General features: G+C 49.5%; 9 protein-coding genes. All 9 read left to right on the top strand.

The window, feature by feature from the left end:
• The first annotated feature begins 122 nt into the window (after positions 1-122).
• The gene (locus tag A4U59_RS01955) at positions 123-1,586 is read left to right on the top strand and encodes a S41 family peptidase (RefSeq protein ID WP_066175653.1); all 1,464 of its coding nucleotides are present in this window, start codon (positions 123-125) and stop codon (positions 1,584-1,586) included.
• 275 nt (positions 1,587-1,861) lie between these two features.
• A complete protein-coding gene (locus A4U59_RS01950) occupies positions 1,862-3,064 on the top strand; it encodes a PDZ domain-containing protein (RefSeq protein ID WP_066175510.1) in 1,203 nt (400 codons plus the stop codon).
• A 51-nt stretch (positions 3,065-3,115) separates the two neighbouring features.
• Positions 3,116-3,889 carry an SH3 domain-containing protein gene (locus tag A4U59_RS01945; protein ID WP_066175507.1) on the top strand — a complete coding sequence of 258 codons (774 nt, stop codon included), beginning with the start codon at positions 3,116-3,118 and terminating at the stop codon, positions 3,887-3,889.
• Between the two features lie 850 nt (positions 3,890-4,739).
• The gene (uvrB, locus tag A4U59_RS01940; protein ID WP_066175505.1) at positions 4,740-6,719 is read left to right on the top strand and encodes an excinuclease ABC subunit UvrB; all 1,980 of its coding nucleotides are present in this window, start codon (positions 4,740-4,742) and stop codon (positions 6,717-6,719) included.
• Between the two features lie 7 nt (positions 6,720-6,726).
• Positions 6,727-9,603, top strand: a complete 2,877-nt coding sequence (uvrA, locus tag A4U59_RS01935; RefSeq protein WP_066175503.1) for an excinuclease ABC subunit UvrA — start codon at positions 6,727-6,729, stop codon at positions 9,601-9,603.
• A 307-nt stretch (positions 9,604-9,910) separates the two neighbouring features.
• Complete coding sequence (proI, locus tag A4U59_RS01930) at positions 9,911-10,753, top strand: pyrroline-5-carboxylate reductase ProI (RefSeq protein ID WP_066175501.1); 843 nt, start codon at positions 9,911-9,913, stop codon at positions 10,751-10,753.
• A 419-nt stretch (positions 10,754-11,172) separates the two neighbouring features.
• A complete protein-coding gene (locus A4U59_RS01925; protein ID WP_066175498.1) occupies positions 11,173-12,279 on the top strand; it encodes a DUF4097 family beta strand repeat-containing protein in 1,107 nt (368 codons plus the stop codon).
• A gap of 58 nt (positions 12,280-12,337) precedes the next feature.
• On the top strand, positions 12,338-12,541 hold the full coding sequence (locus A4U59_RS01920; protein WP_066175497.1) for a PspC domain-containing protein: 204 nt from the start codon (positions 12,338-12,340) through the stop codon (positions 12,539-12,541).
• Positions 12,538-12,897 carry a phage holin family protein gene (locus A4U59_RS01915; protein ID WP_066175494.1) on the top strand — a complete coding sequence of 120 codons (360 nt, stop codon included), beginning with the start codon at positions 12,538-12,540 and terminating at the stop codon, positions 12,895-12,897. The genes A4U59_RS01920 and A4U59_RS01915 overlap by 4 nt, the downstream gene beginning before the upstream one ends.
• The last annotated feature ends 446 nt before the right edge of the window (positions 12,898-13,343 follow it).

Here is a 13,343-nt window from a genome sequence, read left to right as displayed (position 1 = left end):
CCGGCTGCTGATCATGACTTTTTGCAGCGGCCAGGGGTGCCCGCAATGGCAAAGTCACCCCGTTATCGTTTAAAATGGCTTTAATACAGACGCGAAGGGATATGAGGTGAGGCAGTGTGTTTTTGAAAAGTCGTGCTGCAGCGGTGCTGGCAGCTGTTTCCTTGCTTATAGGAGCAGGCGGAACGTATGCAGGAATGACATACCTGGATGAAGAACAGAAGCCGTCGTTGATCCAAAGTGAATTGCAGCAGAACCTGGCTTCCGGCAAGGGAGATTCTAAAAACATCGAAGACGTAGAGAAGATCGAGCAAACGCTCGACTTGATTTCAGACCGGTATGTGGAAGAAGTGGATAATGACAAGCTTGTTGAAGGGGCCATCCAGGGGATGATCGATACACTGGAGGACCCGTATTCGGTCTATATGGATAAAGATACTGCGCACCAGTTCACCCAATCGCTCGATTCTTCATTTGAAGGCATCGGGGCCGAGGTGAGCATGGTGGACGGCAAGGTTACGATCGTCGCTCCGTTTAAAGATTCACCGGCTGAAAAGGCGGGCCTAAAGCCGAATGACCAGATTTTGAAGGTTGACGGCAAAAGCATCGCCGGACTCGATTTATATGAAGCGGTCTTGAAAATCCGCGGTGAAAAGGGTACAACTGTGACACTTGAAGTCAATCGTCCTGGTGTGACCGGCAATTTGTCCATTGACGTGAAGCGTGATGAAATACCGATTGAAACGGTATACTCCGATATGATTGAAAGGGACGGCAAGAAAATCGGAATTCTCGAGGTCACATCTTTTTCCGAGAACACGGCGGCTGACTTCAAGAAAGAGCTGAAAAAGATGGAAGACGAAGGAATCGCCGGGCTGGTTATTGATGTCCGCGGCAATCCTGGCGGCTACCTGGAAAGCGTTGAAGAGATGTCCCGTTTGATCATCCCGGAAGATAAACCGTTTGTCCAAATTGAAAACCGTGATGGCGAAAAAGACCGTTTCTTCTCGACGCTGAAGTCGAAGAAAGAGTATCCGATTGTCGGCCTTATTGACGGCGGCAGTGCCTCGGCCTCCGAAATCCTTGCAGGAGCCTTGAAGGAAGCGGGCGGCTACGAGATTGTCGGCCAAAAAACATTTGGTAAAGGTACGGTCCAGCAGGCGATTCCGATGGAGGACGGCAGCAATATCAAGCTGACGCTGTTCAAATGGCTGACTCCAGATGGCAACTGGATTCATAAAAAAGGCATAGAGCCGACGGTTGAAGTGAAGCAGCCGGAATACTTTTATGCTAATCCGATTCAGCTTAAAGAAGGGCAAGTGCTTGAGTATGATATGAATTCCGAACAGGTTAAAAATGCCCAGGTTATGCTGAAAGGCCTCGGATTTGCCCCTGGCAGGACTGACGGTTACTTCAACAAGCAAACAGAGACTGCTGTAAAAGCGTTCCAGGAACGGAACGATTTGAAGGCAGACGGTAAAATTGATGAGAAAACGTCTGCCAAAATTCAAGAAAAAACAGTTGACAGCATTAAAGAACAGAAAAATGACCTCCAGCTCCAGACAGCTGTTAAGATGTTGTTAAAATAGGCGGGAAAACCGGGCAGGACTCCACCTGCCCCTGTCGAAAGTATATCCGTGAGCCGTGCGCGGATATGCTTTTTTTGTTGCGTTGCGGTGCACATCAAGGGATGCCGCCGGACGAACATTTTGGAGATGAACCATTTGTCCGCTTTTCCCGAAACGGGAGTCGTGATATGTTTAAATCAGCTGTTTCCGGTTTCCTCAGGCACAGGCTTATTTGTCCTGCTTCGCATTATTATCTTTACTTCTTCAACGAAATAACATAACGGGGGATTACTTATATGATCGCAGATTGGTTTTTGGAGCTGGCGAGGGCGGCGGGCCGCCTTTTTATGCAGCCCCAGCTTTATCTATTTATACTGGCTGCCTTTTTGCTCGGGAAAAGGAGGGTAAAACGGGAACGCCTCGATTTTCATACCCGTGTCCATGACGTTGTTGCTGATCTGAAGGCACTGTTCCAGGGCGTCCTGTTCGGCATGGCGGTTTCTGTCTTGACGTTCGGGCTGGGATTGGCCCTGCCTTTAGGTGTGCTGGCTTTACTTGCTGTTTTATCCATTGTGCTGGCAGTTACCCTGCAAGTCCGCTGGCTTTCTCCGGCTTATCTTTTCAGTTCCGTCATCCTCGCTGCCCTTTTTTTGCCCGAAATGGAAATTCCGAACTCCTTCATGAACTCGCTTTTGCAGGATATTTATGAAGCATCGGTGCCTGGCCTTGCTGTTATGATGGGAATTTTGATTGTTACGGAAGGCCTGCTGATCATATACAAAGGCAGAAATTGGAGTTCACCGCAGCTTAAGATGGGCAAACGCGGGAAAACGATTGGAAGCCATAGCATGAAGCGGCTCTGGCTGCTGCCGGTTTTGCTGCTTGTTCCTGCAGAAGGAATCACGCCAGCTGTTGAGTGGTGGCCGGTGATTACTGTCGGGGGTACTGCTTTTGCTTTCTGGTTTGTTCCGTTTGGCATCGGTTTTTCGCAGCGGGTACAGGGATCGCTGCCGGAGGAAAGTGTCAGGGTGACAGGCCGCAGGGTAACTGCGCTTGGTGTACTGGTTACAGCGGTTGCCGTTTCAGCCATCTGGTTTCCGTTAATGGCTGCCGCAGCTGCCGGAACCGCTTTGCTCGGCCGCGAGTTTTTGACTGTCCGGCAGCGGCATAATGATGATCAGAATACGACATACTTTTCACGGCGGGATCATGGCCTGGTCATCCTCGGTGTCTTGCCTGGTTCGCCTGCCGATAAACTGAATCTTCATGTTGGGGAAATTGTGACGATTGTGAATGGCAATGAAGTCCATACGGAAGAAGGGTTTTATGAAGCACTTCAGCAAAATCTTGCATTTTGCAAGCTGGAGGTTCTCGACCATAACGGGGAAGTGCGGCTTGTCCAGCGGGCAATCTATGAAGATGAACACCATGAACTCGGCTTGCTGTTCGTGCAGGATGAACGGGAGATGAGATTGGAAGAGGCTGCAAACCAGTCTTGACGCCGGGATGGGAGTCATGGGCTGCAAAGGAAAAAAACGGGGGGACGTACCATGAAAAAATGGATCGTTGTATTACTGGCGTCATTTATTGTACTTGCCGGCTGCGGAACGGAAGAAAAAGCGGAGGATGTCAAAGGAGCTTCATCAGATAAAAAAGAAGAAGCTGCTGAAGAGCCGAAAAGTGCTGAGAACAGTGAGCCGATTGGAGTAAGAGTTCCATTTGACACGCAGGACGAAAGTGATCAGGATGCAGATCTCAAAGATGCGATCGGCAAGGTAAAAACCGCAGTGCAGGCAAAAGATACGGATGCCCTGCTCGAAATGGTCAGTGAGGATGTAACGTCTTCCTTCGGCAGCGACGGCGGAAAGGAAGCATTTATGGAGGAATGGCAGCTGGATGCTGCACCCGAAGGCTCACCTTTCTGGAATGAAGCAGCGGATATTCTGGAACTTGGCGGGGCGTTTGTGACGGAAGGCCGCGGGTCATTTTTGATGCCGTATGTGGCGGCAAGGTTCCCTGCTGAATATGATCCGGCGGTATACAGTGTTGTAAACGGAACGGATGTGAATTTGCGCAGTGAGCCGTCTGTTGACAGTGAAGTCATCCAGCCGCTTTCGAATGAGCTGGTGAAAATGGGCGATCCGATGGAAGAAACCTATGAAATGAACGGACGCCAATATCACTGGGTGCCGATCGAAACGACATACGGAACAACCGGGTACATGGTTGAAAAATTCGTCCGCAGCCCGATGGATTACCGGATGGAATTCAGCAAGATGGACGATGGGGCCTGGAAAGTCACTGCATTTGTGAAGGGTGATTAAACAACATGGAAAGAGGTTGGGACATAACTAAATAAGTCATGCTTAGAGACGAACAATATATTATTCAACGTAATACTGTTTACTAATAATCAGTTAAGCTGAAAAAACTTGCGCTGCAGACACTCGCTTTCCACGGGGAGGAAGCTGAGCCTACTCGGCTGCGCCTGCGGGTCTCAGCCTTTCCTCTATCCCCAGTAGGACTTTGAAAAAGCTTCTTTGAAATAACACCGCACGAAGAAAATGGGTTTTTATTTTCGAAGAGTCGAGTGTCCTCCGCTCCATTCCACTCGTTTTTAAAAATAGTATGCAACATCAAAAGATTTATTGAAGAGAGTAAATAAAGACCCGAACGGTCAGGTGAAAGATTCATGGAAATCTTTCTCCTGACCGTTCGGGTTTATCATTAGCTGAAATACTTATGTCCCAGCCTCTTTTTCTGTTTTTAGAGGGCAAGTATACTTCATCTTTTTAAAATCGCACCTGCCAATCAACCTTAACGCATGGAAGAAACTAGTATGTTTCGAAACTGTTCCCGGCAGGCTTTTCTATTCGAATGATGGTATCCTTATTTGCAAGTGTTCGGAATGCTGTTTTTTTGTCATGACTCGAATATATCGTGCGAGTCGCTGCACCCCGCGAATCCCTGCCAGACAGGTTTGAGTCCGGCGGTAATCGTGTATTCTATTGGTAGTGGACAGAACCGGAAATTTGAGGATAGATTGCCTGGCAATTGCCAGGCAATTCCCAGGCACTTTTATCGAATATCCGTTCGCCTTTATGTTATAATTGCGTTATGGTTTTTTAGGACGTATTCAGGAATGTGGTGCCATTATGGAATGGGGGATAGACATTGAAGGATCAATTTGAGATTGTGTCGGATTATCAACCGCAGGGAGATCAGCCGAAAGCCATTCGGCATCTTGTCGATGGCCTGAATAACGGGAAGCAGCACCAGACGCTGCTGGGAGCGACGGGTACCGGCAAGACGTTCACCGTTTCCAATGTGATCAAAGAGGTGAACCGTCCGACGATTGTGCTTGCCCATAACAAGACACTGGCCGGCCAGCTGTACAGCGAGTTTAAGGAGTATTTTCCAGACAATGCAGTTGAGTATTTTGTTTCCTACTATGATTACTACCAGCCGGAAGCTTATGTTCCGCAGACTGATACATTTATAGAAAAAGATGCCAGCATCAATGATGAAATCGATAAACTGCGGCACTCCGCCACATCGGCGCTGTTCGAGCGCCGGGACGTACTCATTGTAGCGAGTGTTTCCGCCATCTACGGCCTCGGTTCTCCGGAAGAGTACCGGGAGCTTGTGCTGTCTTTACGGGTCGGAATGGAAAAAGAACGCGACCAATTGCTGCGTGAACTGGTCGACATCCAGTATGTACGCAACGACATCGACTTTCAGCGCAATACGTTCCGGGTGCGGGGCGATGTTGTGGAAATCTTCCCGGCATCCCGTGACGAACATTGCATCCGTGTCGAGTTTTTTGGTGATGAAATCGACCGGATCCGTGAAGTCGACGCCCTTACAGGTGAAATCATGGGGGACCGGGAGCATGCTGCCATTTTCCCGGCTTCCCACTTCGTAACCCGCGAAGAAAAGATGAAAGTCGCGATTAAAAATATCGAAGCCGAGCTTGAAGAGAGACTTAAGGAATTGAAAGAGCAGGATAAGCTGCTTGAAGCGCAGCGGCTGGAGCAGCGGACCCGCTACGATCTTGAGATGATGAACGAAATGGGATTTTGCTCGGGCATCGAGAACTACTCGCGCCATCTCACATTACGGCCCCCTGGTTCAACGCCGTATACGCTGCTCGACTATTTTCCGGATGATTTCCTGATTGTTGTGGACGAGTCCCACGTCACGCTCCCGCAGATCAGGGGGATGTACAACGGGGACAGGGCCCGCAAGCAGGTGCTTGTCGATCATGGCTTCCGTCTGCCTTCGGCGCTGGACAACAGGCCCCTGACGTTTGAAGAGTTTGAGAAGCATATCAATCAAATCATTTACGTCTCGGCGACACCTGGCCCATATGAAGAGGAGCACGCGCCGGAAGTGATCGAGCAGATCATCCGCCCGACCGGATTGCTTGATCCGACCATCGATGTCCGTCCGATCGAAGGCCAAATCGATGACCTGCTTGGTGAAATCAATAAGCGGGTTGATAAAAATGAGCGTGTACTCGTCACGACGCTTACGAAAAAAATGTCCGAGGACCTGACAGATTATTTGAAGGAAATGGGCGTCAAGGTATCGTACTTGCATTCTGAAATCAAAACTCTTGAACGGATTGAGATCATCCGCGACCTGCGCCTCGGCAAATACGATGTCCTTGTCGGAATCAACCTGCTCAGGGAAGGGCTCGATATTCCGGAAGTGTCGCTTGTCACGATTCTCGATGCCGATAAGCAGGGTTTCCTCCGCAGTGAACGGTCATTGATCCAGACGATGGGACGGGCGGCCCGTAATGCGGGCGGCCAGGTCATCATGTATGCGGATAAGATGACGGATGCGATGGAAGCGGCGATTTCCGAAACAGAACGCCGCCGTTCGATCCAGGAAGCATACAATGAAGAACACGGCATCGTGCCGCAGACGATCAAGAAGAAGATCCGCGACAGCATCCGCGCTACACAGGTGGCCGAAGACGGTGAAGCGTATGAAGAAGCGCCTAAGCTTTCGAAGCTGAACAAGAAAGAGCGCGAGAAGATGATCGAGAATATGGAAAAAGAAATGAAAACAGCCGCCAAAGAGCTTAATTTTGAACGGGCCGCCGAGCTGCGCGACCTGATACTCGAGTTAAAAGCGGAAGGATGACAGCAATATGTCAGTTGACCATATACATGTAAAAGGGGCCAGGGCCCATAACTTGAAAAACCTTGATATCTCCATTCCAAGGGACAAGCTTGTCGTGCTGACCGGGCTCTCCGGCTCCGGCAAGTCTTCTCTTGCGTTTGATACAATTTATGCAGAAGGGCAGCGGCGCTATGTCGAGTCGCTGTCTGCCTATGCCCGCCAGTTCCTCGGGCAAATGGATAAGCCGGATGTCGATTCGATTGAAGGGCTGTCACCCGCGATTTCGATCGATCAGAAAACAACGAGCCGCAATCCGCGTTCGACGGTCGGGACGGTGACGGAGATCTATGACTACTTGCGGCTGCTTTTTGCACGTGTCGGCCGGCCGGTGTGCCCGAAGCACGGAACCGAAATCTCATCGCAGACAATCCAGCAGATGACTGACCGGATTCTGGAATATCCGGAACGGACGAAGCTGCAGGTGCTGGCGCCGCTCGTTTCCGGTCGCAAAGGCGAGCACGTGAAAGTATTTGAAGAGATTAAAAAGGAAGGCTACGTCCGTATCCGTGTCGATGGTGACATGATGGAAGTGACCGATGACATCAAGTTGGAAAAAAACAAGAAGCATTCCATCGAAGTCGTAATCGACCGGATTGTCGTGAAGGACGGAATTTCTTCGCGTCTTTCTGATTCACTTGAAACGGCACTGCGGCTTGGTGAAGGCCGTGTGTTAATTGATGTCATCGGCGAAGAGGAGCTGCTGTTCAGTGAACATCATGCTTGCCCGGAATGCGGATTTTCCATCGGCGAGCTTGAGCCGAGGATGTTTTCCTTCAACTCGCCTTATGGCGCCTGTCCGACGTGTGACGGACTTGGCACAAAGCTTGAAGTCGACCTTGACCTAGTGATTCCTGATTGGAGCAAGACGCTGCGCGAGCATGCGATCGCACCATGGGAGCCGACAAGCTCGCAATACTATCCGCAGCTGCTTGAAAGTGTCGCCAACCATTACGGCATTGATATGGATATGCCGGTGAAAAACCTGCCGAAGAACCAGATGGATAAGATTTTATACGGAAGCGGCAAGGATAAAATCCATTTCCGCTACGAGAATGACTTTGGCCAGGTCCGTAATAATAACATTTATTTTGAAGGCGTCATCGCCAATGTGGAGCGCCGCTATAAAGAGACGGGCTCCGATTATATCCGTGAGCAGATGGAAAAGTATATGGCGCAAAAAGCATGTCCGACCTGTAAAGGCCATCGCCTGAAGAAGGAAAGCCTTGCAGTTAAAATTAACGGAAATCATGTCGGTGAAGTTACCGCGCTTTCGATCCAGGAAGCGAAGGACTTTTTTGAAAGCGTCGAGCTGACTGAAAAAGAACGGCAGATTGCCCGCCTCATTTTACGGGAGATCAATGAACGCCTCGGATTCCTTGTCAATGTCGGGCTTGATTATTTGACACTGAGCCGCTCAGCCGGCACGCTGTCCGGCGGGGAAGCGCAGCGGATCCGGCTTGCAACCCAAATCGGCTCCCGCCTGACCGGGGTGCTGTACATTCTCGATGAACCGTCGATTGGTCTGCATCAGCGTGACAATGACCGGCTCATCAATACTTTGCAGAATATGCGCGATATCGGCAACACACTTATTGTCGTAGAGCATGATGAGGATACGATGCTCGCTGCCGACCATTTGATCGACATCGGTCCGGGTGCCGGTGCGCATGGCGGAGAAATCGTTGCGGCCGGTACGCCGCAGGAAGTGATGGAAGATGACGATTCCCTGACAGGCCAGTACCTTTCCGGTAAAAAGTTCATCCCGCTGCCGGCCAAGCGCCGCAAGCCTGACGGCAGGTATGTGGAAGTGAAGGGCGCAAAGGAAAACAACTTGAAGAACATCAACGTCAAGTTTCCGCTCGGCATGTTCACGTGTGTGACCGGTGTATCGGGATCCGGGAAAAGTACGCTCGTGAATGAGATTTTATATAAAGGGCTCGCCCAGAAGCTTTATCGGACAAATTTGAAGCCGGGTGCCCACCGGGAAATGAAAGGCCTCGATTATCTTGATAAGGTAATCGATATCGACCAGTCTCCGATCGGCCGGACGCCGCGTTCCAATCCGGCTACGTATACAGGTGTTTTCGATGATATCCGTGATGTATTCGCCCGGACGAATGAAGCGAAAATGCGCGGCTATAAAAAGGGGCGCTTCTCCTTTAACGTGAAGGGGGGGCGCTGTGAAGCATGCCGCGGCGACGGGATCATCAAAATTGAAATGCACTTCCTCCCGGATGTGTACGTCCCGTGCGAAGTATGCCATGGGAAACGGTATAACCGCGAAACGCTGGAAGTCCGCTACAAGGATAAAAACATTGCGGATGTACTTGAGATGACGGTCAATGAAGCGCTTGACTTCTTCGCGAATATCCCGAAAATCAGGCGCAAGCTGCAGACGATTGTTGATGTCGGGCTCGGGTACATTCATCTCGGGCAGCCGGCGACGACGCTGTCCGGAGGCGAGGCGCAGCGCGTTAAGCTTGCTTCTGAACTGCACCGCCGCTCCACCGGCCGCTCGTTCTACATTCTGGACGAGCCGACAACCGGTCTTCATGTGGATGATATCGCACGCCTGCTGAAAGTGCTGCAGCGGCTAGTCGATAACGGTGATACAGTCATTGTCATCGAGCATAACCTTGATATCATCAAAGCGGCCGACTATTTGGTCGACCTTGGCCCTGAAGGCGGAGACAGGGGCGGAACCTTGATCGCTTCCGGCACGCCGGAAAAAATCGCCAAAACCGAAGATTCCTACACCGGCAAATACCTTGGCCCAATCCTCGAACGCGACCGGAAACGCATGGAAAACCGGCTCAAGGAAAAGGAATCTGTCGGAAATAAATAACCTCTCTGCTCTTTACGAGCATGGAATCGGCTAACATAGACTCCCGTACCACATATTAGATGGTGCGGGAGTTTTTTGTATGCAGAAAGACGGGGTGCCAGGGAATTGCCAGGGAATTGCCAGGCAATTGCCAGGCAATTCCCTGGCACGGATTCCTGCCCCATTTTTTGGTGAAATGGATTTCTTTGTTGACATGTACAATCGACAGCACGCATAATAGCATAAATAAACAGAAAATTCTTTATAATGACGAACCGGTGTCAGGCATTTCAGATTGCGAGGCCGGCAAGCAGGAGGAGTGGAACAAATGGAAGTGAAAAAAGTCAGCGTACTGGGTGCCGGCTCAATGGCAGAAGCGCTCATATCCGGGTTTTTGGCGAAGGATCTTTATGAACCGCAGCAGCTCATGGCTGCAAACCGGAGCAACAGTGATAGGCTTTCTGAATTAACGAGGCTGTACGGCATACAGACGACACATGACAGGGAAACGTTAATGAAAGACGCCGATATTTTAATCCTCGCGGTAAAACCGAAGGATACGGCGAGTGCGCTTGAGACGATCAAGCCTTACATTAAACCTCATCAGCTCGTCATTTCTGTACTTGCAGGTGTGCATACGGAAACGATTGCTGATCTGCTCGGAAAAGCGGTCCCGGTTGTCAGGGCCATGCCGAATACATCGGCAGCCATCGGCATGTCAGCAACTGCCATCGCCCCTGGCGAACATGCGGAAATCCGCCATGTCCTCACGGCTGAGAAGCTATTCGAGTCAGTCGGCCTCGTTTCAATTGTGAGCGAACACGATATGGATGCAGTGACAGGATTATCAGGAAGCGGTCCTGCATATGTGTATTATCTGGTTGAAGCAATGGAAAAGGCGGCGGAAAAAATCGGCCTCGAACAAAAGGTCGGAAAGGATTTGATCCTGCAGACAATCATCGGTGCAGCGGAAATGCTGAAAACGAGCCCGAAGCACCCTTCACAGCTCCGCAAGGAAGTCACAAGCCCCGGCGGCACGACCCAGGCCGGTCTCGAAGTGCTCGAAGCCCAGAAGTATCAGGAAGCGATGATCGAATGCATTAAGGCTGCAGCCAACCGTGCCACCGTAATGGGCGAAGAATACAAAAAGGCACTGAATAATACAAAGTGACAAGAATCCGGAGCATCTTGCTCTGGGTTTTTTCATGTGCTCTTCGACCGGTGCCTGTCACTCGTCGTATTTCGTCGCTTCTCGTCGTTATTTGTGAAACACAAACGATACCACTCATTTCCGCTGCCGGGTTGATTGCAGAAAAGCAGCTTCCTCAAAAAATCCCTCAATAACGAATCTTTTTCACGGGCCCATCCGTATATATGAGAGGAATACAAGCCTGTTTTATGGAATATATAAGGAGGCAGGAGCATTGGGGAGAAGGGATTTGTTCTTTTCATCGGCTTTTCCGTTTATCGTGTGACTGTACAGTTATTCAGCCGCCAGCATGAAGCCCCATCAGTGATTCATCGATTTGTTGCAGGGTTTTATCTTTTTGACGCGTCTAAACAAAGTAAAGGACAGGAGGCGGTTTTTTTATGAATGAGGAGAAAAGACGAATTTTAAAGCTTGTTGAGGAAGGGAGCCTGAAAGCGGAGGAAGCGGCAATTCTGCTTGAAGCGCTCGAGTCAAAGAAGGAGCAGCCCGGTGAGCAAGAGAAGGAAGAGCCTGCCGACAGTACGCTTTCAACACATGTTGATCCGGCAAGCAAACAGGGCGGGAAAAGCTATAAACAGTCGGCGACGGTTGATCGTTTCTTTGACTTCATCGACACAGCTGTGCAGAAAATAAAAGATTTTGATTTGGACTTCAATTTTGGCCAGGCATTTGAGGTCAACCATACGTATCAGCATAAGGATGTTTATTTACAGAAGATCAATATTGACCTGTCAAACGGTGATGTCAAACTAATTCCGTGGCAGGAGAAGGATGTAAAAGTCGAGTGCCAGGCAAAAGTGTACCGGGTCCGCTCACAAGAAGAAGCCCGGAAGACGTTTATGCAAAGTGTCGACTTTTCGATCAGCGGCAGTTCGCTTCATTTCGGCACCCAGAAAAAACAGATGAAGGTATTTACAACAATATATATTCCGGAAGCGCACTATGAGGATGTGTCGGTGCGCATGTTTAACGGGGCAGTCACCGGGAACAATATTAGCGCCGATTCAGTTAAGGCGAAGACTGCAAACGGCAATCTCACTTTCTCGGGATTAAAAGGGAAAGAAGTGGAGCTGGAAACAGCGAACGGCCATATTGCAGTAAAAGAAAGCAGCGGAACCGAGCTTGAGGCCGAAACGCTGAATGGAAAAATTACGATGGACGCATCCTATGTTAAAACGGACTTGAACAGTCTGAACGGCGATATTGTGTGCAGGCTTACCGATGCAAGGCCTGAGCGATTGTTCATCCGCACAACGACAGGAAATGTCGATCTCTTTGTCGATGAGGAAGCAATGGTTGACGGCAGCCTGAAGTCGATGCTTGGCGGCTTCAAGTGTGATTTGCCTGAAGTGAAAGTGATGGAAGAGCAGAAGGATGTCGTTCAGAAGTCATTGCGCTTCAAGGCGAATGAAGGTAAGCCGACAACCCTGTTTGTGGAAGCTGAAACGAAAACGGGCTCGATTGTCCTTAAAAACAGGACTGAATAGCAGCAGCCTTTTTTCAGCACGTCATTGAAATAATCATACCTACCAGGGAGGAATAGAAATGAAAAAGTTGTATCGTTCCCGCACAGACCGCAAAGTGGCAGGGGTCCTTGGCGGCCTGGCCGAATATTTGAGTGCTGATCCGACCATTATCCGGATCATTTTCCTGGTGCTCTTGATCGGTACCGGATTTTTCCCGATGGGGCTCCTCTACATTTTGAGCATTTTCATCATTCCAAATGAAGAGGAAGTCATCAAAGAATGAACTGGATCATTAACTTGATTGTGAATACCATTGTGTTAATGGTAGTCGCAGGATATTTCGAATCCTTTCATCTAGAAGGGTTTGGAGCGGCTGTTTTGGCGAGTATCATTTTATCGATCCTGAATGTGATCGTGAAACCTATTCTCGTCATTCTTACATTGCCGGTCACGATCATGTCGCTCGGCTTGTTCCTGTTTGTCATAAATGCCGTAACGCTTTATTTGACACAGGCTATTATGGGTGACTCCTTTATTATCGAGGGATTCGGGTCGGCGATTGTCGCAGCAATTGTCATTTCGCTGCTGAACCTGCTGATTCAAAACTTTATCGTAGAACCGCTCCGTGATCGAAAGTAACAGAAATGTCTCAACCGGTTCGGTTGAAAGGGAGAAAACAAAAAAGCATACTTTTTGGAGGTGGAATTAGCACGTAATTCGCACCTCCTTTTTATTGGCATTTAGGGTGTTAATAGTAAAATGAGAGATAAATACAGGGACCACGATGAACCCTTTAATGGAATATTTCTTGAATATGATAGTGCTTATTCTGGATTTTATCCGTTCTTTCCGCTGCAGGCATTCGCTTTCCGCGGGGCGACCGGGAAGCGTCCTCGTCGCTGCCGCTCCTGCGGGGTCTTCCCTGTTCGCTTCTCCCGCTGAAGTCTCATGCCTCCCGCTTCAATCCACTCAGTTGCAATACCCTTATCCACAAAAAGCCTTAATTTTGATTCTTGATACTTTTTTGATATTCATCACCGCTTGTCCTTCCCATTTTAGATATAATAGAAAATGGTAAAAGGGGG

Source organism: Bacillus marinisedimentorum, from assembly GCF_001644195.2.
GTDB lineage: Bacteria > Bacillota > Bacilli > Bacillales > Bacillaceae_O > Bacillus_BL > Bacillus_BL marinisedimentorum.
Note: the sequence above shows the minus strand (reverse complement) of the source record. Positions and strands in the feature narration are given on the sequence as shown.

What these genes read in the sequence shown, in the direction of transcription:
- A4U59_RS01950 (WP_066175510.1), top strand. Translation starts at nt 1,862, where the DNA reads ATGATCGCAGATTGGTTTTTGGAGCTGGCGAGGGCGGCGGGCCGCCTT.
- A4U59_RS01945 (WP_066175507.1), top strand. Translation starts at nt 3,116, where the DNA reads ATGAAAAAATGGATCGTTGTATTACTGGCGTCATTTATTGTACTTGCC.
- uvrA (WP_066175503.1), top strand. Translation starts at nt 6,727, where the DNA reads ATGTCAGTTGACCATATACATGTAAAAGGGGCCAGGGCCCATAACTTG.
- proI (WP_066175501.1), top strand. Translation starts at nt 9,911, where the DNA reads ATGGAAGTGAAAAAAGTCAGCGTACTGGGTGCCGGCTCAATGGCAGAA.
- A4U59_RS01925 (WP_066175498.1), top strand. Translation starts at nt 11,173, where the DNA reads ATGAATGAGGAGAAAAGACGAATTTTAAAGCTTGTTGAGGAAGGGAGC.
- A4U59_RS01920 (WP_066175497.1), top strand. Translation starts at nt 12,338, where the DNA reads ATGAAAAAGTTGTATCGTTCCCGCACAGACCGCAAAGTGGCAGGGGTC.
- A4U59_RS01915 (WP_066175494.1), top strand. Translation starts at nt 12,538, where the DNA reads ATGAACTGGATCATTAACTTGATTGTGAATACCATTGTGTTAATGGTA.